Source organism: Microtetraspora sp. NBRC 13810, assembly GCF_030268685.1.
Classification (GTDB): domain Bacteria; phylum Actinomycetota; class Actinomycetes; order Streptosporangiales; family Streptosporangiaceae; genus BSRQ01.
Genome location: NZ_BSRQ01000003.1, coordinates 179662 through 201276, shown reverse-complemented (window position 1 = coordinate 201276; position 21615 = coordinate 179662). Strand labels below are relative to the sequence as shown.

22 protein-coding genes and 1 pseudogene are annotated in these 21615 nt (G+C 73.4%); 6 read left to right on the top strand and 17 right to left on the bottom strand.

Annotated features, from left to right (window positions below):
- Positions 1-334: 334 nt before the first annotated feature.
- Together QSK26_RS08090 and QSK26_RS08085 are read right to left on the bottom strand one after the other, a co-directional pair.
- Complete coding sequence (locus QSK26_RS08090) at positions 335-457, bottom strand: hypothetical protein (RefSeq protein WP_285774370.1); 123 nt, start codon at positions 455-457, stop codon at positions 335-337.
- A gap of 85 nt (positions 458-542) precedes the next feature.
- Positions 543-1577 carry an Rv2578c family radical SAM protein gene (locus QSK26_RS08085; RefSeq protein ID WP_285774369.1) on the bottom strand — a complete coding sequence of 345 codons (1035 nt, stop codon included), beginning with the start codon at positions 1575-1577 and terminating at the stop codon, positions 543-545.
- A 132-nt stretch (positions 1578-1709) separates the two neighbouring features.
- On the opposite strand from QSK26_RS08085, the gene QSK26_RS08080 reads away from it, so the two are divergent.
- A complete protein-coding gene (locus QSK26_RS08080) occupies positions 1710-2003 on the top strand; it encodes a DUF3040 domain-containing protein (protein ID WP_285774368.1) in 294 nt (97 codons plus the stop codon).
- 17 nt (positions 2004-2020) lie between these two features.
- Here the strand turns inward: QSK26_RS08080 and QSK26_RS08075 are convergent, their stop codons facing one another.
- The 4 genes from QSK26_RS08075 to QSK26_RS08060 all read right to left on the bottom strand — a co-directional run bounded on the left by QSK26_RS08075 (position 2021) and on the right by QSK26_RS08060 (position 6411).
- Positions 2021-3649 (bottom strand): penicillin-binding transpeptidase domain-containing protein, encoded by a 1629-nt coding sequence (locus QSK26_RS08075; protein WP_285774367.1) that lies wholly within the window; start codon positions 3647-3649, stop codon positions 2021-2023.
- 100 nt (positions 3650-3749) lie between these two features.
- The gene (locus tag QSK26_RS08070) at positions 3750-4412 is read right to left on the bottom strand and encodes a lysophospholipid acyltransferase family protein (RefSeq protein WP_285774366.1); all 663 of its coding nucleotides are present in this window, start codon (positions 4410-4412) and stop codon (positions 3750-3752) included.
- Positions 4413-4815: 403 nt separating this feature from the next.
- Positions 4816-5799, bottom strand: a complete 984-nt coding sequence (locus QSK26_RS08065) for a tyrosine-type recombinase/integrase (RefSeq protein ID WP_285774365.1) — start codon at positions 5797-5799, stop codon at positions 4816-4818.
- A gap of 36 nt (positions 5800-5835) precedes the next feature.
- On the bottom strand, positions 5836-6411 hold the full coding sequence (locus QSK26_RS08060) for a hypothetical protein (RefSeq protein ID WP_285774364.1): 576 nt from the start codon (positions 6409-6411) through the stop codon (positions 5836-5838).
- Between the two features lie 230 nt (positions 6412-6641).
- Between QSK26_RS08060 and soxR the strand changes: the two are divergent.
- Positions 6642-7085, top strand: a pseudogene (gene soxR, locus QSK26_RS08055) (redox-sensitive transcriptional activator SoxR); the annotation flags it as partial.
- A 417-nt stretch (positions 7086-7502) separates the two neighbouring features.
- On the opposite strand, the gene QSK26_RS08050 reads toward soxR, so the two are convergent.
- A complete protein-coding gene (locus QSK26_RS08050) occupies positions 7503-8132 on the bottom strand; it encodes a hypothetical protein (protein ID WP_285774363.1) in 630 nt (209 codons plus the stop codon).
- A 149-nt stretch (positions 8133-8281) separates the two neighbouring features.
- Here QSK26_RS08050 and QSK26_RS08045 point away from each other — a divergent pair, with 149 nt between their 5' ends.
- Positions 8282-8527, top strand: a complete 246-nt coding sequence (locus QSK26_RS08045; RefSeq protein ID WP_285774362.1) for an alpha/beta hydrolase family protein — start codon at positions 8282-8284, stop codon at positions 8525-8527.
- Positions 8528-8673: 146 nt separating this feature from the next.
- On the top strand, positions 8674-8934 hold the full coding sequence (locus tag QSK26_RS08040) for a WGxxGxxG family protein (RefSeq protein WP_285774361.1): 261 nt from the start codon (positions 8674-8676) through the stop codon (positions 8932-8934).
- Between the two features lie 139 nt (positions 8935-9073).
- Here QSK26_RS08040 and QSK26_RS08035 read toward each other — a convergent pair whose 3' ends face one another.
- Positions 9074-9751 (bottom strand): TetR family transcriptional regulator, encoded by a 678-nt coding sequence (locus tag QSK26_RS08035; RefSeq protein ID WP_285774360.1) that lies wholly within the window; start codon positions 9749-9751, stop codon positions 9074-9076.
- A 66-nt stretch (positions 9752-9817) separates the two neighbouring features.
- Here QSK26_RS08035 and QSK26_RS08030 point away from each other — a divergent pair, with 66 nt between their 5' ends.
- Complete coding sequence (locus QSK26_RS08030) at positions 9818-11827, top strand: HelD family protein (RefSeq protein WP_285774359.1); 2010 nt, start codon at positions 9818-9820, stop codon at positions 11825-11827.
- 43 nt (positions 11828-11870) lie between these two features.
- Here the strand turns inward: QSK26_RS08030 and QSK26_RS08025 are convergent, their stop codons facing one another.
- From QSK26_RS08025 to QSK26_RS08015, 3 genes are read right to left on the bottom strand one after another with little or no spacing between them, the layout of a single operon-like run.
- Positions 11871-12698, bottom strand: a complete 828-nt coding sequence (locus QSK26_RS08025) for a bifunctional 5,10-methylenetetrahydrofolate dehydrogenase/5,10-methenyltetrahydrofolate cyclohydrolase (protein ID WP_285774358.1) — start codon at positions 12696-12698, stop codon at positions 11871-11873.
- Positions 12695-13315, bottom strand: a complete 621-nt coding sequence (locus QSK26_RS08020) for a cyclodeaminase/cyclohydrolase family protein (RefSeq protein WP_285774357.1) — start codon at positions 13313-13315, stop codon at positions 12695-12697. The genes QSK26_RS08025 and QSK26_RS08020 overlap by 4 nt, the downstream gene beginning before the upstream one ends.
- Positions 13316-13366: 51 nt before the next feature.
- A complete protein-coding gene (locus QSK26_RS08015) occupies positions 13367-14266 on the bottom strand; it encodes a nitroreductase/quinone reductase family protein (RefSeq protein ID WP_285774356.1) in 900 nt (299 codons plus the stop codon).
- A 445-nt stretch (positions 14267-14711) separates the two neighbouring features.
- Between QSK26_RS08015 and QSK26_RS08010 the strand changes: the two genes are divergently transcribed.
- Entirely contained in the window at positions 14712-14843 is a 132-nt protein-coding gene (locus tag QSK26_RS08010; protein ID WP_285774355.1) for a hypothetical protein, read from the top strand.
- 106 nt (positions 14844-14949) lie between these two features.
- Here QSK26_RS08010 and QSK26_RS08005 read toward each other — a convergent pair whose 3' ends face one another.
- The 6 genes from QSK26_RS08005 to QSK26_RS07980 form a co-directional block, all read right to left on the bottom strand.
- Positions 14950-16110, bottom strand: coding sequence for an NAD-dependent formate dehydrogenase (locus QSK26_RS08005; protein ID WP_285774354.1), 1161 nt, complete (start codon positions 16108-16110; stop codon positions 14950-14952).
- Positions 16111-16213: 103 nt separating this feature from the next.
- Positions 16214-17236: a LysR family transcriptional regulator gene (locus tag QSK26_RS08000; RefSeq protein ID WP_285774353.1), complete on the bottom strand. Its 1023-nt coding sequence runs from the start codon at positions 17234-17236 to the stop codon at positions 16214-16216.
- Positions 17237-17315: 79 nt separating this feature from the next.
- Entirely contained in the window at positions 17316-18653 is a 1338-nt protein-coding gene (locus QSK26_RS07995; protein WP_285774352.1) for a vanadium-dependent haloperoxidase, read from the bottom strand.
- The gene (locus QSK26_RS07990; RefSeq protein WP_285774351.1) at positions 18650-20035 is read right to left on the bottom strand and encodes an LLM class flavin-dependent oxidoreductase; all 1386 of its coding nucleotides are present in this window, start codon (positions 20033-20035) and stop codon (positions 18650-18652) included. Before QSK26_RS07990 ends, QSK26_RS07995 begins: the two co-directional genes overlap by 4 nt.
- Positions 20032-20778, bottom strand: coding sequence for an ABC transporter ATP-binding protein (locus QSK26_RS07985; RefSeq protein ID WP_285774350.1), 747 nt, complete (start codon positions 20776-20778; stop codon positions 20032-20034). Before QSK26_RS07985 ends, QSK26_RS07990 begins: the two co-directional genes overlap by 4 nt.
- On the bottom strand, positions 20754-21614 hold the full coding sequence (locus tag QSK26_RS07980; protein WP_285774349.1) for an ABC transporter permease: 861 nt from the start codon (positions 21612-21614) through the stop codon (positions 20754-20756). Before QSK26_RS07980 ends, QSK26_RS07985 begins: the two co-directional genes overlap by 25 nt.
- Between the last annotated feature and the right edge of the window lies 1 nt (position 21615).

Genomic DNA, 21615 nt, shown 5'->3' with positions numbered 1-21615 from the left:
GGCCTGCGTTGCTCTCTGGGGAACTCCGGGGAAGGCCAACCCGCCGTGCGGAGGGTCCTACGGCACCGTGCCAAGGTGTCCGCACGCCGTGCCGGGGTGCCCGGCCGCTGTGCCGGGGTGTCCGCGCACCGTACGAGGGTTTTCGCGTGCCGTACCGCGGTGGGTTGCGGAGGGGGCCGGGGCGCCGGGCAGCGTACCGGGACAGGCGTCGCCAGGGCCGCGCGGCCGGAGGTGGTGGGGGCCGCGGCGGCCGTGGGGCCGCCGGGCGGGATCGTCGTACGGCGTGGCCGTGACGGTGGTTGTCCTCCGGTCGGAGGAGGGCCGTGACGGCCGGTCACTCCACGATCGGAGGACGCTTCTCTTCTTCCTTCTTGGCCTGTTTGGCGGAACGTGTCGCCTTGATAGCGGCCTTCTTCGCCTTAGCCGACTTAGTAGGTTTCTTACCTGTATCGCCCATGATCCCCCCTTATGTCATGGTTTGTGATGACAAGGCGGTTAATACCCCTATCGGCGGTCCGTCACCACCCGATCCGCCGGAGGGCTCAGAGCAGGGTGAGCTGCTCGCCGGGTGGCGGCTCCGGGGGCCGGGGGACGCGGCGGATCCGCCGTACCCGCGCGGGGGCGGAGCGGCCCACGCCGTGCCGCTCGGCCAGCTCCTTGACCAGGCCGCCGATCCGCTCCTGGTAGGACTTGGCCGCGTAGGAGCCGTTGCCGTACAGCTCGCGGTAGCGGGGGAGCAGGGCGGGGTGCTCGCGGCCGAGCCAGGCGAGGAACCACTCGCGGGCCCCCGGGCGCAGGTGCAGCACGATGGGGCTGACGCTGGCCGCCCCCGCCGCCGCGATCTGGCGCACCGCGGCGTCCAGGGCGCGGGGCGAGTCGGTGAGGTAGGGCAGGATCGGCGCCATGAGCACCCCGCAGGGCAGGCCGTGCTCGCCCAGCGTTGCGCAGACCGCAAGGCGCTTGCGCGGGCTCGGCGTGCCCGGCTCGACCGACCGCCACAGCTCCTCGTCCAGGAAGCCGACCGACACCGCCGTGCCCACCTCGGTGACCTCGGCCGCCTGGGTCAGCAGGTCTAGGTCGCGCAGGATCAGCGAGCCCTTGGTCAGGATGGAGAACGGGTTGCCCGCGTCGCGCAGCGCCGCCAGGATCCCCCGCATGAGCCCGTAACGCCCCTCGGCCCGCTGGTAACAGTCGACGTTGGTGCCCATCGCGATGTGGTGACCGGCCCAGCGGGGCGCGGACAGCTCCCTGCGGGCCAGCTCCGGCGCGTTGACCTTCACCACGACCTGCGAGTCGAAGTCGCGCCCGGCGTCGAGGTCGAGGTATTCGTGCGTCTTCCTGGCGAAACAGTAGACGCAGGCGTGGGTGCAGCCGCGGTAGGGGTTGATCGTCCACTCGAAGGGCACCCGGGCGGCGCCGGGCACCCGGTTGATGATCGACCGCGCGTGCACCTCGTGGAAGGTGATCCCGCGGAACTCGGGCATGTCGAAGGTGCGGGTGATCGCCCCCCTGGAGAACAGGGGAGTGGCGGAGCCTGTCCGGCCGGTGTCGGTCAGTCGGAGATTGTCCCAGCGCATCACTTGATTGGAACAGGTGTTCGAGCATGATCGCAACTTCGGTGAGGCCGGAATTACCTGCTCTTGGTGAGGATAATGATCTTCGCGTCTGGGCAGAAAGTCGGCACAAACACTGCGTTCCGGAGGTTAGGCATGGCCTGGTCGCAGGACGAGGAGCGGGTGCTCGCACAGATCGAGCGCCACCTCGTCGACGATGATCCGCGACTGGCGTCGCGGCTTGAGTCGTTCAACGAGCGCGTGCAGCGCAAGGAGAACAGGCAGAACTCCGCACGCGAGCGGGAGACACGCGGGTCGGGCGGGCGGTTGCGCAGGCCACGCCGTTCCACGGTCGTCATCATGGTGAGCTGGCTGGTGATCGCCGTTCTGATCTCCGCCCTGCTCGTCCTGGTGCTGCGTCCCGAGATGGCGGCGGCCCTGCCGCTGTGACCCCCGGTCGCCACGGCTCAGCCGAGGGCGCGCAGGAAGCGCGCCGCCACCGGCGCGGCCACGGCGCCTCCGCCGCCCCCGCCCTCGACCACCACCGCGAACGCCAGGTCGCCGCGGAAGCCGATGAACCACGCGTGGGTGTCGAGGTCGCTACCCGAGCCGTACTCCGCGGTGCCGGTCTTGCCGCTGGTCCCGGCGGGCAGCCCGGCCGAGCGGGCGGTGCCCTTGGTGACCACCGCCGCCATCATGGAGCGCAGCGGCCCCACCACGTTCTCCGGCAGCTTCCTGGGCTTCGCGCGCTGCTGGAGCGAGGTGACCAGCGTCGGCGGGCGCCAGGTGCCGTCGGCGGCCGCCGCGGCGACCGTGGCCATCACCAGCGGGCTCGCGGTGATCCGGCCCTGGCCGAACGCCTCCGCGGCCAGCTCGGCCTCGCTGCCCGCCTTGGGCACGCTGGCCTTGGTGGCGTGCAGGCCGATGTTCAGCGGCTGGTTGAAGCCGACCATCTCGGCGGCGGCCAGCAGCTTGTCCGCGCCGAGCCGCTGGGCGGCCAGCGGGGCGAAGGTGGTGTTGCACGACTCGGCGAAGGCGTCGGAGAAGGACAGCGCCCCGAACTGCTCGTGCTCGGAGTTGCGGATCTGCAGGCCGCCCACCGTGACGTACTGCGGGCAGGTGACCTGCTCGCCCGCCGAGACGCCCTCGGCGAGCAGCCCGATCGCCGTGACGGTCTTGAACGTGGAACCGGGCGGGTAGCGGCCGTCCAGCGCCCGGTTGAAGCCGCCCTGGTTGTTGACCACGGCCAGGATCTCCCCGGTCGAGGGCCGGACGGCGACCAGCGAGGTGGTCTTGGAGACCTTGCTCACCGTGTCGGCGGCGGCCTTCTGAACCCCGGTGTCCAGCGTGGTGCGCAGCGGCTCGCCCTCCTTGCCGGGGACCGAGCCGAGCAGTTTGACCCGTTTGCCGCCGGCGCCGGCGAGCTCGATCTCGGTGGTGGGCACACCGGCGAGCCGCTTCTCGAAGGTGGCCTGCAGCCCGCCTCTGCCGACGCTGTCGCCCGTCTTGTAGGCGGCGCCGAGCTGGGACGCGTCCTTGGCGGTGGCCTTGTCCAGGTAGCCGACGAGCTGCTGCACCGAGCCGCCGTCGTCGCCGTCGTCGATGCGCTCGCCGCGGGCGTCGGTGATCGCGGCCCTGGCCGGCCACACGGTCTTCAGCGCCAGCTTCGTGCTGTCGGTGAGGTCGGGGTGGATGGCGGCGGGCGACCAGTCGACCTTCCACCTGCGGTCCTCGACCTTGAGCCGGAGGCTGCCGTCGTAGGACCACTGCCCGCCGGTTCTGAAGTGCTGCACGGCCTTGAACGCCGCGACGGCCGAGTCGTCGGCCTCGCGCACGCCGGTGAGCGTCACCGTGGTCGAGCGCACCCCGAGGTTCTTCGCCAGCGCCTGGTAGGCGGGCGTGAACGCCGGTCCGGGTGCGGCCACCTCACCGCGCATGGCGGTGAGGTCGCCGCGCTGCCACGCCTGGAGGAAGGTCTGCGCGGTCTCCCGCGGCGTGCCCCGCGTGTGCAGGACGTAGTAGGCGCCACCGGCGACGGCCCCCACCGCCAGCACGGTGACCACCGAAGTGATCGCGATCGTATGGCCCCGTGGCACGCGCACCCCCTGATGGTCGACGGGCCCCGGCGGTACCGAGCCTAGCGCCGCCCGCGGCCGGATGCGCCTCTGACATGCGCCGGGGCCGTCCCGGGGAGGGTCAGGCGGCCTCTTCCAGGCGGGCCTTGACGCTCGCGGCGTAGGACGGCACGTACTCCTGGCCGGACAGTTTCTGGATCTCGGCCATGATCTGGTCGGTCACCTCGCGCCTGGTGCGGGCGTGCCCCGCGTCGCCGCTGAACGTCATGGGCTCGCCGAGCTTGATGCCGATCTTGGCGATGCGCGGGACGGACGCGCCGATCGGCAGCACCTTCTCGGTGCCGAACATCGCGACCGGGATGACCGGCACGCCGGTCTTCAGGGTCAGCCAGGCCACGCCGATCTTGCCGCGGTAGAGGCGGCCGTCGGGGGAGCGGGTGCCCTCGGGGTAGAGGCCGAACAGGTCGCCTGCGTTCAGCACGCCGACCGCCGCGTCCAGCATGCCCTGCGCGGCGTGGGCGCTGTCCCGGTCCACGCTGATCTGGCCGGTGGCCTTCATGTACATGGCGGTGAGCCGGTTGCCGGTGAAGTATTCGGCCTTGGCGCCGAAGACCACCTTTCTGGGCAGCATCAGCGGCAGGAAGGTGGAGTCCAGGACGGACAGGTGGTTGGACGCGAGGATGGCCGGGCCGCGGGCCGGCACGTACTGGGCTCCGGTGACCTCCGGGCGCCACAGCAGGTGCAGGAACGGAGCACTGACGAACTTCGTGACCTCGTAGAGCACGGACTCTCCTCGCAGTACGGCTGACGCCGCTAACCCTACGCGCGGACCGCCCCCGCCACGCAACCGAGACGGCCGCCGCATCCCGGCGAGGGCCGGACCCGGGCCGGACCCGGGCGGGACACAAGCCGGACAGGGGCCGGAGACAGGCCGGAGACAGGCCGGACACGGCGAAGGCCCCGCGAGACGGGGGCGCTCGCGGGGCCTTCATGGCCTAGGGGCCGATGTGGCGGTCGCCTCCTCGGCGAGAGGCACAACACGGCTCCAGCCGAACGGTATTCCGTGAAGGCGGTAATTTGCGGCCCGGGGGACACAGACCACATCGGCCACTTGACTCTAACGGACGCCGGACACTGCTTATTCCACCGGGGGTGCCCCGGCGTGTTCCGGTGCCGGTCGCGAACCCCTACAGGGGGCGCGACGGCGGGAGCTGGAGCCGGTCCACGGCCTCCCGGCGGCGGTGCTCCGGGCGCCGGTCGTAGCGGGCGGTGGTGGCCGGTGAGGCGTGCCCGACCAGGGCCTGGGCGGTGGCGAGGTCGACGCCGGCGTCCAGCAGCTCGCCGATGAAGGTGCGCCGGAAGTCGTGCGGGGTCTTCTTCGCGGCCCCGGCGGCGGCGAGCCTGCGGGTGAGAATGTCGGCCACCGCCTGGCCGGTCATCGGGGCGGGCGCGCCGCCGCGCTGGCGCAGCCGCCCGGCCCTGCTGATCGGGCAGAACAGCGCGCCCGCCGCCTGGCCGCGTACGGCGAGCCAGCGTTCGACCCGGGCCACGGCCTGCCCGGTCAGGTAGACCATGCGCTCCTTGTCCCGTTTGCCGCGTACGCGCAGGGAACGCGCCGCCGGGTCGTAGTCGGCCAGTGCGAGCCCGGCGACCTCGGCGCGGCGGCAGCCGGTGGAGTAGAGCACCGCCACCATCGCGGCGTCGCGCCGGCCCGCAGGGGATCCGTCGTCGTCGCAGGCGGCCAGTGCGGCGCCCACCACCTCCGGCGGCACGTGCGAGCCCGCGGGCAGCCGGGTGTGGCTCACGGTGGGCAGGTCGGCGGCGCGCTGGTAGTCCTCGGCGGTCATCTGCCCGAGCCGCCACGCCTCGCGCAGCACCCGGCGCAGCGCGACGAGATGCTTGTTGACGTAGGCGGGCGACCAGCCCTGCTCGCCGAGGATCGCGCGGATCCGCACGGTGTGCTCGTAGCGCAGCAGGTGCCACGGCTGCCCCGCGCCGCCCGCGGACTCGTCGCCGGTGAGCACCCGGGCGATCCGGTCCAGGCAGCCGCCCATCGTGCGCCGGGACTCGGCGCTGGTGAGCGAGTCGAGGTAGACGTGGTAGGGGTCGGTGGCGGGGGTGAGCGTCCCGCCGGGGCGGAGGCCCGGGCCGGGTACGGCAAGCGCGTCCACCGGCCTGATCCTAGCCCGGTACGGCCTCGTGGCGGCTCACCAGCGCTCCAGTTGCCGCACGATCGGCATGACCGCCTCGTTCAGCTTCCTGGCCAGCAGGACGACCGTGCGGCGGGCGGTGTCCTCCAGCGCGTCCTGCGGTTCGGCGGGGGCCTCGGGCAGGCCGTCCAGCGGGATCGGCGTCTGGATGAGCAGCATGGCCCGCAGGTAGGACGTCTTGACGAGATCCTGTTCGGAGGGTTCGAGGAACTGGCCGAAGGTCTGCGGCCAGTCGCGCCACTCGCGGTCGCCCTGCCAGTCGGGGGACCAGGTGAGCGTGGCGGGCCGGGGTGAGACCAGCTCGATCCTGGCCGACAGGGTGCCGTCCCACTGGTTGCGTACGCAGCGGGCGGACAGGATGCGCCGGTGCCAGCGCACGTAGCCGGGGGACAGGACGGGCGAGGTGGCGATCCGCCACGCCGTGCACGCGAAGGCCACCGGGGCGATGTCGCCGTAGCAGTCGGCGAACTCCGCGGCGTTGTTCCTGACGTGCTCGCCGTAGCGGCTGACCCCGTCCCCGGCACGCTCGCGGTCGTAGTCGTGGTCGACCCAGAAGGCCACGGGTTCGCTCATCGTGCACGGACCTCCGCCGGCGGGGAAAGGACCTCAGACCGCCGGGCGGCGGCACGAGGCACACTCTAAGCCCGCGACCCGCTCCGGTGGCCGTCACCCGCACCGTCCGTTTCCGGCGGATGGCCCGGTGTTTCGGGGCGAGTTGACCGGCCAGGCGGGAGAGGATAGAACCTCGACTAAGGTCCAGGTCGGCGGGTCGGCGACCCGAACGCGAGCGAGGGAGGACGGCCGTGGACGATCCGGCACACGAGCTGACGGTTGGCCAGCTCGCCGAGCGCAGCGGTGTGGCGGTCTCGGCGCTGCACTTCTACGAGCGGCAGGGGCTGATCTCCAGCCGCCGCACGACGGGCAACCAGCGCCGCTACCGGCGCGACACGTTGCGCCGTGTGGCGCTCATCCGCATCGCCCAGCGGGTCGGCATCCCGCTGGCGGTCGTCGGCGAGGCCCTCAACGAGCTGCCCGGCGCCCGCACCCCGACCCGGGCCGACTGGCTGCGGCTGTCCGAGCGCTGGCGTGCCGACCTCGACGAGCGCATCCGCCAGTTGCAGCAGTTGCGCGACGACTTCACCGACTGCGTCGGCTGCGGCTGCCTGTCGATCGACCGCTGCGCCCTGGCCAACCCCTATGACCGGCTCGCCGCCATGGGGGCGGGGCCGAGGCGGCTCCTGGACGCGCCGGCCGCCTACGTGGACGCGGATCAGGACTGTGGCGAGGTGCCGCAGGCGTGCGCGGTGCCGGCGGATCAGGACTGCGTCGTAGAGCCGCAGGTGTGCGCGGCGCCGGAAGAGGTGACCGTGCGGGCGCGGCTCCCCGTGGCCGCCGACGTGGGCGCCGACGGCCTCGGGTGCGCGCCGTGGGAGGCCGGTGGAGGCTCGCTCCGGAGTGCCGGCGGCGGGCTCCAGACGGTGGGCGGCGGCTCGCCGGAGCGCTGCGCGTAGCACCGGCTTCCCCGTTCCGGGACGCCGGTCCCGTGCCGCCCGCCGTGCCCGCCCGCCGTACCCGGCTGCGCGTGGCCGGGCGCGCGTTGCCGGGCGCGCGTTGCCGGGCGCGCGTTGCCGGGCGCGCCCGCGAGGCCGGTCGCACGGGGCGGGTCACCTCCAGGTGGCGTTCCGCAGGACGGTCGCCAGGCCGGGGGTGTCCCAGACGTCCACGACGAGGATTCTCTGCTTGGCCAGGTGCCACTCGCGCTGGGTGAAGGTGGCGACGACCTTGCGACCGCCGGCGGGTGAGCACACGCCGTCGTAGGCCCGGTAGCGGGCCTCGTGGCCGCGTCCCACCGGGCGCTGACCGGTCGCGGACGGTTTACCGGAACGGTATTTCAGCACGGCGTCCAACCGGGTCGGGCAGGGCGCCACGCCGGTGCCGGGGTGAAAGGGCCGGCGGGCGTCATAGGGCTCTCCCGCGTGTGCCCGCGCGATCCATTTGGGCCCGTAGAGGTCGAACGAGTCGCACCGGAATATGTTGTCGGTCATCTCCCTCGGACACGTCCCGGTGACCACCCGGACCCGGTCGCCTTCGGCGTTCGGCACGTTGCGGTAGACCCGCCAACCGGCGGGGATCTTGAGGCTCATTCCCCGGAAGGACAACGTCTTCGTCTTGGCGGCGGCCGTGGCGGCGATCTCGTGCGGCGCGGTGGCGGCCTGGGCCGCCGTGGCGGGAAACAGCACGGCGGCGATCGTCGCGGTGGACAGGAGCACGCGCGCGGACGGGCTTCGGTGCATGATTCCTTCCGTAAAGAACGAAGGGGATAATTGCGACCACGAGTGTCGCATTTCGCTTCACCGGATATCAACCGTGGCGCAGAAATGGCTATTTATTAACATTTGCTGAATAGCACGGGAATACGGTTTGCCGTGACCGGGATCCGGCCTTGTCGGCTGCGACGGTCGTCTCGCCGGTCACCGTGCTGCTCGACGACGCCAGGCGTTTCGCGCAGGCTGCGGACGACGCCGGGGTGGACGTCGAACTCGACATCTACCAGCACATGCCGCATGCCTTCCACGCCGGCGTCCTGCTCCCCGAGGCCGACCACCTCCCCACCGCGGTCGCTTTCCTGCGCCGGGTCGCGGACTGGGCGGCCCGGCTGCCCGGCGCCCACGTCGGCGCTCCCGCCTGACCTGCGGGTCCCTCCGGCGCCCGGACGGGAGCCCGCGAGGTTTGAGAGGCCCGATTGCCGGTAGGCGAAACTGCACATCACGGTGCGGCCTGGCTAGGCCGGGACGCCGACCAGGGCTCCGCGAACGGGGTCCTATGGGGGGAAAGATGCGGAAAACACTCAGTGGCCTTGGGCTGGCGATCTGCCTCGCGCTCGCGCCGACGAGCGCGGCGATCGCGGAGGCCCCTGCTACGACGCCGATCACGCAGCAGCAGCCCTCGCCTCCCCAGGGCGACAGGGACGACGGTGGCGGCGGCGGTCTGTGGGGGCTGGCAGGTCTCCTCGGTCTCCTCGGCCTCCTGGGCATGAGGCGGCCTCAGCACCACAAACAGACGGGAGCCGAGTACGTCCGGCACGACCGGCCGTGACGCCGTGAGGTAGCACGGGGGCGCGCGCCCGAGCGGCGCGCGCCCCCGCCGACCGGCCGGAAGCCGTCGGCTGCCAGGCGGCACCCGCCCGGCAGCCGAGCGGTGCCGCGCGCCCTTCTCCACGCTGAGCGCTCGTGGCTCAGGCCGTAGTACCCGGCGTGGTGCCTTCTGTCGTTCCTGTGGGCGTTCCTGTGGTCGTTCCGAAGCCGTCGCGGAGCAGGTCGAAGGCGTGCTCGGCGGCGTCGCGCGCCTCGGGGTGGACCTGCGCCGCCGTCGCGCCCGCGACGAGGGCCGCCCAGTTGCGGCGGGCGAGGACGCGCTGCGCGGTGAGCGCCTGGCCGGCCGCGAGGCGCGCGGTAAGGCCGTCCCGATCGTCGCCCCACGCCTCGGCGAGGGCCGCCGCGAGAGCCTCCTCGTCCATCGTTATGTAGTGGAACACCCGGGCCGCCAGTCCCGGAGTGCCGAAGATCATCCCGTGGTACGCGAGCACCTCGGCGTCGTCGTTGAGCCCGGTGACCGGGTCGCGCCGGTCCAGTCCGGCCAGGAAGTGCCGGCGCAGCGCGGCCAGCGGGTCCTCGCCGGGACGCCGGCCCCGTACCACCCGGGCCGGCTCGCCCTGGTGGTCGGCGATCCGGTGCAGCGCGAGGTCCTCCTTGGACGCGAAGTACTTGAACAGCGTCGGTTTGGACACCTCCGCGGCGGCGGCGACCTCGGCCACCGACACCTCGGCGAAGCCGCGCTCCAGGAAGAGCGTGACGGCCGCGGTGGAGAGCGCCTCGTGGATCCGCCGCTTCTTCAGATCGCGTAGTCCGGTCACGGCACCACCCTACCAAGCTGTTAACCTGGTTAAATTCTTAACTCGGTTAACCCTTGGGGGTGTGAGATGACCGCTCTCCGGGAGGAGAAGGACTACGTCGCGCGCTGCGAGACGGCGCTGCGCAGGATGTTGGACGGCGCGCGGCTCAACGTCGTCGTCGGCGAGACCGTCGCGGGCGACCGCTACAGCGCGGAGCGCCTCGGCCGTCACCTCAAGAGCCTGGCCGAACAGCTCGACGAGGAGCCCGGGGGACCGCCGTTCTTCGGCCGGCTCGACTTCGGCGCGGGCGACCACGCCGGGCGGCGCTACTACATCGGCCGGCGGCACATCTCCGGCGAGGTCGGCGAGCAGCCGGTGGTGATCGACTGGCGCGCCCCGGTGTCCCGGGCGTTCTACCGGGCCGGCGCCCGCGACCCGCAGGGCGTCACGGTACGGCGGCGTTTCGGCTGGGCGGGCACCGAGCTGACCGGCTTCGAGGACGAGCGGCTCGACCTGGGCAGGGAGCTGGGCGGCGCGAGCCGGATCCTGGCCGCCGAGATCGAACGGCCCCGCGTCGGCCCCATGCGGGACATCGTCGCCACCATCCAGCCTGAGCAGGACGACCTGGTCCGCGCCATGCTGGAGGAGTCGATCTGCGTCCAGGGCGCGCCCGGCACCGGCAAGACCGCCGTCGGGCTGCACCGCGCGGCCTACCTCCTCTACGCCCACCGGCGGCGGCTGGAACGCGCCGGGGTGCTGGTGCTGGGCCCGAACCGGGCGTTCATCGGCTACATCGCGGCGGTGCTGCCGGCGCTCGGCGAGGTGGACGTCGAGCAGACCACCGTCGAGGAGCTGCTGGCGGCCGGGCCGTCGCCGGGCACGGCGCGGGGCGCCGACGGGGAGGCGGCCGCGGTGGTCAAGCACGACGCCCGGATGGCCCGGGTGCTGCGCCGGGCGCTCTACGCGCGGGTGCGCAGGCCGCAGGAGCCGCTCGTCGTCGCCGACGGGTCCTACCGGTGGCGGGTGCCGGAACCCGAGCTGCGCCGGATCGTGGACGACACCCGCAGGGAGGCGACGCCGTACGCGGTCGGGCGGGAGCGGGTGCGCTCCCGGGTCGTGGCGCTGCTGCGGCGGCAGGCGGAGATCCGGGGGCGGAGCACCGGCGCGGGGTGGGAGCGGAAGATGGGCCGGGGCGTCACGGCGTTCCTGGACGAGGTGTGGCCTGCCGTGCGCGCGGAGGAGGTGGTGGCCGGGCTGCTGTCCGACCCGCGGGAGCTGGCCGCCGCCGCGGACGGGGTGCTCACGCCGCCGGAGCAGGCGGCGATCGGCTGGGCCAGGCCGCCGCGCTCGGTCAGGACCGCCCGCTGGTCGAGCGCCGACCTGGTGCTCATCGACGAGGTCGCCGGGCTGCTGGAACGCCCGCGCGGCTACGGGCACGTCATCGTGGACGAGGCGCAGGACCTGTCGGCGATGCAGTGCCGGGCCGTCGCCCGGCGCAGCGAGCACGGTTCCCTCACCGTGCTCGGCGACCTGGCGCAGGGCACCACGCCGTGGGCCGCCCGCGACTGGCCGGCCCTGCTCGCCCACCTGGGGAAGCCGGAGGCGAAGGTGATCGCGCTGAGCACCGGCTTCCGGGTCCCCGCGGCGGTGGTCGCGCTCGCCAACCGGCTGCTCGCCGCGCTGGACGTGGACGTGCCGCCGACCCGCTCCCACCGCTCGGACGGCACGCTGCGGGTGACCGCCGCCGACGACGTGCCGCGCGCGACGGTCGCCGCGGTGCGGGAGGCGCTGCGGCACGAGGGGTCGATCGGCGTGATCGCCGCCGACGACGCGGTGGAAGGGCTGACGGCCGCGCTGTGGGACGCCGGGCTGCACCTGGCGGGCCCGGAGTCCGGCGGCCGGATCAGCGTGATGCCGGCGACCCTGGTGAAGGGCCTGGAGTACGACCACGTGGTGGTGGCCGAACCGGCGGACATCGTGCGGGCCGAGCGGCGCGGCCTCAACCGGCTCTACGTGGCGCTCACCCGCGCCGTCTCCCGGCTGGACGTCCTGCACTCCCGCCCGCTTCCCGCGCCGCTGGCCGGCCCGGCCGGGTGAGGGCCGGAGCCCGGCCGGAGCCGGCCGGGCCTCGGTGCGGCGGTCAGCGGCCGGCGGCTTTCACGGTGTGCTGGAGGAGGAGGGCGGTGGTGACCGGGCCGACGCCGCCCGGCACCGGGCTGAGCGCGCCGGCGCGCCCGGCCACGGCGGGGTCCACGTCACCGGCGAGGCCCCCGTCCGGGGTCGGATTGGTGCCCACGTCCACCACCACCGCGCCGGGCTTGACATGGTCTGGAGTGATGAGCCCGATACGGCCCGCGGCGGCGACGAGGATGTCGGCCTCGGCGGTGACCGCGGCGAGGTCGGCGGTGCGCGAGTGGGCGACGGTGACCGTGGCGTTCCTGGCCAGCAGGAGCTGGGACAGCGGCTTGCCGACCACGGTGGAACGCCCGACGACCACCACCCTGCGGCCCGCGGGATCGACGCCGTGCCGGTCGAGCAGCGCGACGACCGCCTCGGCGGTGGCCGGGGCGAAGGCGGGCAGGCCGGCCATCAGGCGGCCCAGCGACAGCGGCGCGGCGCCGTCGACGTCCTTGCCCGGCGGGATGGCCAAGGCGAGGTTGGCCAGCGTCGCGCCGCCGGGCAGCGGGGTCTGCAGGATGACGCCGTGCACCGCGTCGTCCGCGCCGAGCTCGGCCAGCCGCCGGCGGATCGTCTCCACCGGGGCGTCCGGGCCGAGATCGACGACGTCACAGGCGATGCCGGCCTTCCCCGCCGCGCCGGCGATCGAGCGCACGTACCAGGCGCTGGACTCGTCCGCGGTGGCCGTGACGACCGCCAGCCGCGGCGGGTCGCCCTTCGCGGCCCGCCGGGCGGCGTCGGCGCGCAGGTCGGCGGCCAGCTCCCGGCCGGACAGCACGGTGGCGCTCATCGGGCGATCTCCGCGCGGACCTGCTCGGTGAGACGCTCGGCCCGCCGCACGTGGTCGTCCACCGTGCCGAGCACGCCGCCCAGCGCGGCGTGCGTCTCGCCGTCCCGGACGCCCGCGAGGTTGACCTCCACGTTGACCCTGGCCGTGGTCAGCGCGGCGCGGGCGGCCTCGGCGGCGGCCGCCACGTCGGTGACGACGTTGCGGTTGGCGATCGGCAGCAGTTCCTCGGCCAGGCCCACCAGGTGGCCGGCCAGAGTGATCGTGTCCGCGGGCGGCTTCGCCGCGCCCGCCGACGCGGCGGCGATGGCGGCCCCGCGGGCGTCCTTCTCCGCGTCGGTCCCCTTCGGCAGCCGGTAGGCGTCCGTGACCGCGGTGAAGGCCGCCGCGTCCTCGGCGGCCAGCTCGACCGCGCGCCCGCGCAGCCGGTCGGCCTCCGTGCGGATCCGCGTGATGGCCTCGGCGTCGCCCGCGTACTTCTCGCCGGTGCTGTAGCGGGCGACCATGCCCAGCAACGCCGCCCCCTGCGCGGCGTGCAGGGCGGCGCTGGCCCCGCCGCCGGGGGCGGGGACCTTGGCGGCCAACTGCTCCAGGAAACCACTGATCGTCTGATCTTGCATGCGGTCTGTTCTATCGCATCGCCCTCGGGGCGCGGCGGCGCGCCGGGCGTGTCATCGCGGGGACGGCCAGGGGGCGTCGGTGAGGGAGTTGAGGGCCGGGACGAGCTGATCCTCCTCGTAGTCGAAGTGCGCCGACAGCTCGGCCGCCAGCCGTTCGATCTCGTCGCCGAGGCGCTCGGACTCCGCGGCGTCCCCGGTGCCGAGGGCGGCGACCGCGTCGCGTAGCTCGTCGCGCAGCCGTTCCACGGTGACGTGTTCCCGCCGCAGCCGGTCCAGCGCCTCCTTCAGCTGCGGGAACCGGTCCTCCAGGTGCGGGAAGACGACCATGTCCTCGCCGCCGTGATGCCTGGCGAGCCCTTCGCAGAACGTCAGGCAGCGTTCGCGCAGCTGCTGCCCCAGGGCTGGCGCAGGCTTCCCCGCCGCGTCTTCCGCGCCGCCCCGGTGGGCGCGGACCTCGGCGAGCAGCTCCGCGAGCTCCTGGCGGAACCAGTCGTGCAGCTCGCGCAGCTCGTCGCCGATCGCGCGGGCCCGCTTCTCGTCCACGGCGGTTCGGTACAGCGCCACCACCGGGATGATCCGCGACGTCTTGGCCTGGTACTCGGCGTACCCGGGGGCGACCTCCACCACCTTGGCGAAGAGCCGGTCGCGCTCCTCGCCACGGAGGGGTACCGCGTTCGCCTCGAACGTCTCGGTGCCGAGTTCCACGGTGACCCAGGGGTCGGCCAGCAGGTTGTGGTACCAGGCGGGATGGTTCGGCGCGCCGGCGGCCGAGGCGACGACCAGGATGCGGTCGCCGTCGGGGACGTAGCCGAGAGGGCTGACATTGGGCCTGCCGGTCCTGGCTCCGGTGGTGGTCAGCAGGATCAGCGGGGATCCCTCGAACCAGCCGCCGACCCTGCCTTCGTTGGCTCTGAACTCTTCGATGATCGGCTTGTTGAAATCCGTGGGCACGGATGGGCTCCTTCGTGGTCCGGGCGCGGTTGATTGCCTTTGCTTTGAAAGCAAAGGTAATCACGCGGGAAAGTTATGCAGTGGGAGGGGGGATGTCAACCGGCGGCCGGGACCCTTCCGCCCGGAACCGCGCACGGCACGGTCAGGCGGACGGGGATCCCGGATACGGGCGGACGGGCGCGGGCGGGCACGCGGCACGCCTCAGCGGCCGGTGCTCACCAGCGAGAAAGGGAACGCGCGAGGCTCAGCGGCAGATGCGCGCGGAGTCGCCCCGCGAAGAAAGGAAGGGCGTCGTCAGGCGCGGAAGGTGTAGGTAGACACGACACATCCCAAGTCCGGTGCCTCCATGCCACCGCCGTCCTCCTGGTCGGCGACACGCGACGCCGTCATTACAACAGTGCCCGCGTCCCGGGGTCAAGCCCGCGCTCGGTCGTGGAGCTCGGTCGTGGAGCCCGGCCGCGACGCGGTGTTCACGACGAGCACCGGCGCCCTGCACCGGTGGCCGCCGGGCGGCGGGGACCGCCGAGACGGCGAGCGGGGCGAGGTGGACGCGCGAGCCCGCCCGTCACGCGGGTGAAGAGCGGAAAGCCTCCCCCGGTCCCGGCGGGACCGTGGGAGGCGGACGGGGTCGCGGCGGGCGGATGGCCGACGCCCGCCGCGACGCTCAGGGCCTGACCGTCAGGTCAGGAGCGGGTCGAGTAGGAGTGGGCGCCGGTGCCGGCCAGGCCGCCGCCCTGGACGATGAGGTACTCGTCCCGGATCGGGGTGCCCGCCAGCCACGACTCCAGGATCTCCCGGGTGCCCGCCGCGTACCGCGCCTGCGCCGACAGCGAGGAGCCCGAGATGTGCGGGGTCATGCCGTGGTTCGGCATGCTGCGCCACGGGTGGTCGGCTGGGGCCGGCTGGGGGTACCACACGTCCCCGGCGTACCCGGCGAGCCGGCCGCTCTCCAGGGCGCGCACGACGGCGTCGCGGTCCACGATCCTGGCCCGCGCCGTGTTGATCAGATAGGCGCCGCGCTTCATGGAGGCGATCAGCTTGTCGTCGAACAGGTTCTCGGTCTCCGGGTGCAGCGGCGCGTTGACGGTGACCACGTCGCAGTGCGGCACCATGTCCTCGGTGCTCGGGTGCCAGGTGAGGCCCAGTTCCTCCTCCACCTCGCGCGACAGCCGGTGCCGGTCGGTGTAGTGCAGGTGCATGTCGAACGGCTTGAGCCGGCGCAGCACGGCCAGCCCGATCCGCCCGGCGGCGACCGTGCCGACGTGCATGCCCTCCACGTCGTAGGAGCGGCTGACGCAGTCGGCGATGTTCCAGCCGCCGTCCAGCACCCACCGGTTGGAGGGCAGGTAGTTGCGCACCAGCGACAGCGTCATCATCACCACGTGCTCGGCGACGCTGATGCTGTTGCAGTAGGTCACCTCCGCCACCGTGACGCCGTGCCGGATGGCGGCGTCCAGGTCGACGTGGTCGGAACCGATGCCCGCCGTGATCGCCAGCTTCAGGTTGGGCGCCTTGGCGAGGCGCTCGGCGGTCAGGTAAGCGGGCCAGAACGGCTGGGAGATCACCACGTCCGCGTCGGTCAGCTCGCGGTCGAACGCGGAGTTCCCGGTGTCCTTGTCGGAGGTGACCACGAGGGTGTGGCCGCGCTCCTCCAGGAAGCGGCGCAGGCCCAGCTCGCCGGAGACGCTGCCGAGCAGATGGCCAGGGGTGAAGTCGATCGCCTCGGGGGTGGGCAGGGTCTGCCCGCCGGGGTAGCCGTCCAGAGCCGGGAGGTCGTCACGGGCGTACGTGGCGGGGTACCCGTTCACCGGGTCGTCGTACAGAACGCACAGGACTTTCGCCATTGCGGTGGCTCCTCATCCGGTTGCCGGGGGTTGGTGCCTCCAGCCTCGCCGCGGACGTATCCGCAGGTCAAAGCGAAAGTTTCTATCTGCAGATAGATCGCTCCTATGAAGGGGGAGACGCCAGGTAGCGCGCCATCACCCGATCGAGCGCGTCTCGCACGTCCACCTCCCGGGTGACGTCCAGCAGGGCGCGGGCGAGGACCGGCTCCGGATCGCGATCGGCGATCACCAGGCCGACCCGCGGCGCCGTGGCCGGCCGCTCCAGCCGGACCACCCGCATCCCCTCCGGTACGCCGAACATGTGCAGCCAGGCGTGCGAGATCACGCTGGACCAGCGGTGCGTGGCCACGTGCGCGTACAGCGCGGAGACGGTGTCGGTCTCGATCGCCGGCACCACCACGGCCCCGGCCTCGTGGAAGATGCCGTCGAGGATGCGCCGGTTGCGCATCTCCGGCGACAGCAGGCACAGCGGGATCGCGGCCACCTCCGCCCAGCGCACGATGTCCCGCCGGGCCAGCCTGCCGTCGTCCGGCGTCAGCAGCAGGTAGCGCTCCTCGTACAGCACGGTCGTCCGCACGTGGGCCGGAGTCTCGTCGTCGAGGTACGTCATCGCCACGTCGAGCTCGAACTCCGCCATCTGCCTGCTGATCTCCCGCGAGGACAGCGAGAAGAGCGACACCCTGGCGTGGCCGTGCCGCTCGCAGAACGGCGCGGTGAGCAGCGAGGCGGCGGTCAGCGCGGTCGGGATCGCGCCCATCCGCAGCACGCCGGACAGGCTGTCGCGCATCGCGGAGAGGTCCTGGCGCAACGCGTCGCACTCGGCGAGGATGCGGTGCGCCCACTGGAGCACGCGTTCCCCCTCGGGGGTGAGCCCCTCGAACTTGCGGCCCCGCTGGACGATCGCCACGCCCAGCTCGCGTTCGAGCTTCCTGATCGCGGCCGACAGCGAGGGCTGGGAGACGTGGCACGCGGCGGCGGCCCGCGCGAAGTGCCGTTCCCTGGCCAGGGCCACCAGATACTCCAACTGTCGTAACAGCACACGCCAGGATGTCGCATCGGCGCCCCGGCCGTCCACAGTGCCGTCCACAGTGCCGTCCACAGTGCCGGCCACAGTGTTGTCGGCCACGGTGCCGGCCGCCGTCCCGCCCGGCGCTCGTCCGGTCCCGGCCGCCGCCCGCCCTCGCCGCGGGCGGCGGCCGGCGCGGTCACAGCAGGCGGCCGGCGTTGCGCAGCACGTGCGCGGCGACCTGGCGGCCCAGCCGGACGCCCGCCGTGTCGGCGGTCCGGGTGTGGATGCCGGACCAGACACGGGCGTCCACGTTCTCCTGGGAGGGCCGCCGCCACGTGGTGTAGGTCCGGGTGACGCCGGGCGCGGTCGGGCTGGTCAGCGTGTACGGCTCGCGGGGGCGCGGCCCGCCGGCCAGCGTGGTGAACACCTCCTCGGCGGCGCCCGCGTAGGTCGCGTGGCCGCTGGGGTAGTCCGGATGCGGCGGCGTGACGTGCAGCGGCGTCCAGTCCGGGTCCGGCGCGGTGGCCGGGTCGCCGTCGTCCTCGGCCCGGATCGCGGTGACCGGACGCCAGCGCGTGTAGGCGTACTTCGCGTCCGACGTGGCGATCTGGGTGTCCACCGACGCCACGTGGAAGAGCGCGACCAGCGCGGCCCGCTCCGCCGGCGGCCGGCGGGACTGGACGAGCGCCGCGCGCAGCCCCGGCACGTAGATGGCGTAGGACGAGCCGAGCCAGAACTGCGCGGTGTCCGTCTGCGCCTGGGTGCGCACGGTGCTGTCGGCCGCGCCGTACGCGCGCACCTCCGCGAGGTCCTCGCGGTAGCGGGCCGAGCCCAGCGCGGGCGGCGGCTCCGGGCGGAACCGGTCCGCCCGGTCCAGGACGAACGGCCTGGCGAGACGGTTCCCGGACTGTGTGCCCGCCAGGTGGTCCGGCGGCGTCGGCCGCCAGACGCCCGGCAGCGGCGGAGGCGGCGTGTAGGGCCGGTTGACCGACGCGGGGTCGAGCCCGTCGCCGGACCGCTGCGCGAGCAGCGACCTGGCCTCCCTCGCCCCGGCCGCCACGCCCCGGTCCCGGTCCGCGCCGTCCGGGATCCGCGCCAGCGTGGTCGCGAGGGCGGCGTCCAGCTCGGCCCGGCGGGCGGGTACCAGTCCGGTCAGTGTCGTGTGCACGGCCGAGGCGAGCGCGGCGTCCGCGTAGGCGCCGCGCCCGCCCGCGGCGCGCGGCGCGCCGGCCGGCCGGTCACCGCCGGCGCGCAGGGCGCGGGCGGCGGCCAGCCAGCCGATCGCCCACGTCCGGCTGTTGGTGACCTGTGTCGGCGCCCCCGCCGCGGCGATCGTCGCCGCCGTCGTGTCGAACCACTCCACCGCCACGTCCACCGCCACGTGCACCGCGGTGTGCGCGGCCCGCGAGGCGGGTTCCACCGCCGTGCCCGTCGTGGTGACGGCGGTCAGCACGGCGGTCGCCACCACGGCGGTGGACCTCAGCCGATGCCGGGGCGGCCCCAGGCGGAGAGGTGACGTCAGCGCACGGGTCATGGTGTGGGCGTCCTTTCGAGGATCGGATCCTGGATGCGGGCCGGTGCCGGGGGAGGGGGACCGTACTGGCTGGCGGGGCGGGGCAGGCCGTAGTGGTCGCGCAGGGTCGTGCCGGTGTACTCCGAGCGGAACAGGCCGCGCCTGCGCAGGATGGGCACGACGTGCTCGGCGAACAGGTCGAACCCGCCCGTCAGGTAGGGCGGCATGACGTTGAACCCGTCGGCCGCGCCGGTGGTGAACCATTCGGTGATCCGGTCGGCGATCTGCTCCGGCGTCCCCGCCGTCACCCAGTGGCCGCGGGCCCCGGCGAGCCGGTGCAGCAGGCCGCGGATCGTCGGCCGCTCCCGGTCGATGATGTCCAGCACCACCTGGAACCGGCTGCTCTCGTGCCGCTCCCCGCCGGCCGGGATCAGCTCGCGCGGGACCGGGCCGTCGAGATCGTGGCCGGACAGGTCCACGCCCAGCAGGCCGCGCAACTGCCCCAGCGAGTACTCGGGCTGGGTGAGCTCGTCGAACTCCTCCCGCAGCCGCAGCGCCTCGGCCTCGGTGGCGCCGATGAACGGGCTGATCCCCGGCAGCACCTTCACCTGGCCGGGATCGCGGCCCTCCGCCTTCGCCCGCTCCTTGACGTCGGTGTAGAACTCCCTGGCGTTGCGTACGGTCTGGTGCGCCGTGAAGATCGCCTCGGCGTACCTCGCGGCGAAGGACCTGCCGTCCTGCGACGACCCCGCCTGCACGTAGACCGGGCGGCCCTGCGGACTGCGCGGGGTGTTGAGCGGGCCGCGCACCCGCAGCCGCTCGCCGTCGTGGTGGATGGGATGGATCCGCCCGGTGTCGGCGAAGACGCCGGACTCCCGGTCGATCAGCAGCGCCTCGTCTTCCCAGCTGTCCCACAGCTTGGTCACCACGTCCACGAACTCGCGGGCCCGCGCGTACCGGTCGGCGTGCACCGGGTGCGCCTCCAGCCCGAAGTTCTGCGCCGCCTGCGGCGCCCCGGTGGTCACGATGTTCCAGCCGGCCCGCCCGCCGCTGAGATGGTCCAGCGAGGCGAACAGCCGGGCCAGGTTGTAGGGCTCGAAGTACGTCGTGGAGGCGGTGCCGATCAGCCCGATCCGCCGGGTGGCGGCGGCGAGGCCGGACAGCCAGGTGAACGGTTCCAGCCGGAACCTGCTGGCGTACCGGACGTTGTCCGGCAGCGACGGCCCGTCCGCCAGGAAGATCGCGTCGAACGTCGCCGCCTCCGCGCGGCGGGCGAGCTCCTGGTAGTAGGTGATGTCCAGCACCCGGTGCGGTTCGGAGTCGCGGTAGCGCCAGGCCGCCTCGTGGTGGCCGCCCGGGTAGATGAACAGGTTCAGATTGAGCAGGCGCGGTGAGGGGGTCAATCCAGGTCCCGTTCTCCGGTCACGCCGAGGGCGCCCAGCAGATGGGCGCGGACCTCGGCGAACCGTGGGTCGGCGGAGTTCCGCGGGGATTCGAGATCGATGGTCCGCTCGGCCGCCACGCGCCCCTCGTCCAGGACGAGCACCCGGTCGGCGAGCACGATCGCCTCGTCGACGTCGTGCGTGACCAGCAGCACCGCGGGCCGGTGCCGGTCGCACAACCGGCGCAGCAGCGCGTGCATGCGGATCCTGGTCAGGGCGTCCAGCGCGCCGAACGGCTCGTCGGCGAGCAGCAGTTCCGGGTCGCGGACCAGCGAGCGGGCCAGCGCCACGCGCTGCTGCTCGCCGCCGGACAGCTCGCTCGGCCAGGCGCGCTCCCGCCCGGCGAGGCCCACCTCGGCCAGGGCGTCCCGGCCGCGCGCGGCGGCATCCGCTCCTTCCAGGCCGAGCACGACGTTGTCCAGCACCCGCCCCCAGGGCAGCAGCCGCGAGTCCTGGAAGACGACCGAGACCTTGCCGGGAACCTCGACGGATCCCGTGCCCGCCACCTCGTAGTCCAGGCCGGCCAGGGCGCGCAGCAGGGTGCTCTTGCCCGATCCGCTCTGCCCGAGCAGCGCGACGAACTCGCCCGGCGCGATCTCCAGGTCCAGCGCGTCCAGCACGGTCCGCTCGCCGTACGCGCGGGTCAGGCCGCCGATCCGTACGGCGGGCGCCGCCGTGCTCAGTCCTCCAGGGTGCGCCGCCATGCCAGCGCCCTCCTCTGCACGTAACGGACCAGGCCATCGGAGAACAGGCCGAGCAGCCCGTAGATGACGAGGCCGACGAGGATGACGTCGGTCTGCCCGTAGGTACGCGCCAGCTCCATCATGTAGCCGATGCCGCTGGTCGAGTTGATCTGCTCGACGACGGCCAGGAACAGCCAGGCGGAGGTGACCGCGAAGCGCATGCCGACCAGGAATCCCGGCAGCGCGCCGGGCAGCACGACCCTGCGGACGAACGTCCGGTGGGTGAGCCCGAGCGTCTCGGCCAGCTCCGCGTAGCGGTTGTCGATGCCGCGCAGGCCGTTGTGCGTGTGGATGTAGATGGGCACGAGGACGCCCAGCGTGATCGTGGTGACCTTCATCACCTCGCCGATGCCGAGCCACAGGATCAGCAGCGGCATCAGCGCCAGCGCCGGGATCGCCCGCTTGATCTGGACCGGCCCGTCGACGACGGCCTCCCCCCAGCGGCTGAGCCCGGACACGAGCGCGAGGACGGTGCCGAGCGCGATGCCGAGCCCGAGCCCGAGCCCGGCCCGTCGCAGCGAGGAGAGCAGGTGCTCCTGCAGCCGCCCGCTGGCGATCAGGTCGCCGGCGGTGCCCAGGATCGTCCACGGCGCGGGCAGGAACCTGCCGTCCAGCAGCCCCGCCGCCGAGCCCAGCGTCCAGGCGGTCAGCAGGAGCAGCGGGCCGAGCAGGAAGCCGAACCTGATGCGCCTGCCCGGCCCGAGGCGGCGGCGGGCGCGGACGGTTCTCAGGACCGGGCGGGGCGGCGTCGTGCGGGGAGGGACGGCGGCCGGGGCGTCGGTGGTCTGGGTGTCCATG

Coding starts and splice junctions, on each gene's coding strand:
- QSK26_RS08050 (WP_285774363.1), bottom strand. CDS start 8,132: ATGCACCGAAGCCCGTCCGCGCGCGTGCTCCTGTCCACCGCGACGATC.
- QSK26_RS08060 (WP_285774364.1), bottom strand. CDS start 6,411: ATGAGCGAACCCGTGGCCTTCTGGGTCGACCACGACTACGACCGCGAG.
- QSK26_RS08005 (WP_285774354.1), bottom strand. CDS start 16,110: ATGGCGAAAGTCCTGTGCGTTCTGTACGACGACCCGGTGAACGGGTAC.
- QSK26_RS08085 (WP_285774369.1), bottom strand. CDS start 1,577: ATGCGCTGGGACAATCTCCGACTGACCGACACCGGCCGGACAGGCTCC.
- QSK26_RS08025 (WP_285774358.1), bottom strand. CDS start 12,698: ATGAGCGCCACCGTGCTGTCCGGCCGGGAGCTGGCCGCCGACCTGCGC.
- QSK26_RS08090 (WP_285774370.1), bottom strand. CDS start 457: ATGGGCGATACAGGTAAGAAACCTACTAAGTCGGCTAAGGCGAAGAAG.
- QSK26_RS07995 (WP_285774352.1), bottom strand. CDS start 18,653: ATGACCCGTGCGCTGACGTCACCTCTCCGCCTGGGGCCGCCCCGGCAT.
- QSK26_RS08030 (WP_285774359.1), top strand. CDS start 9,818: ATGACCGCTCTCCGGGAGGAGAAGGACTACGTCGCGCGCTGCGAGACG.
- QSK26_RS08040 (WP_285774361.1), top strand. CDS start 8,674: ATGCGGAAAACACTCAGTGGCCTTGGGCTGGCGATCTGCCTCGCGCTC.
- QSK26_RS07985 (WP_285774350.1), bottom strand. CDS start 20,778: ATGGCGGCGCACCCTGGAGGACTGAGCACGGCGGCGCCCGCCGTACGG.
- QSK26_RS08080 (WP_285774368.1), top strand. CDS start 1,710: ATGGCCTGGTCGCAGGACGAGGAGCGGGTGCTCGCACAGATCGAGCGC.
- QSK26_RS08020 (WP_285774357.1), bottom strand. CDS start 13,315: ATGCAAGATCAGACGATCAGTGGTTTCCTGGAGCAGTTGGCCGCCAAG.
- QSK26_RS07980 (WP_285774349.1), bottom strand. CDS start 21,614: ATGGACACCCAGACCACCGACGCCCCGGCCGCCGTCCCTCCCCGCACG.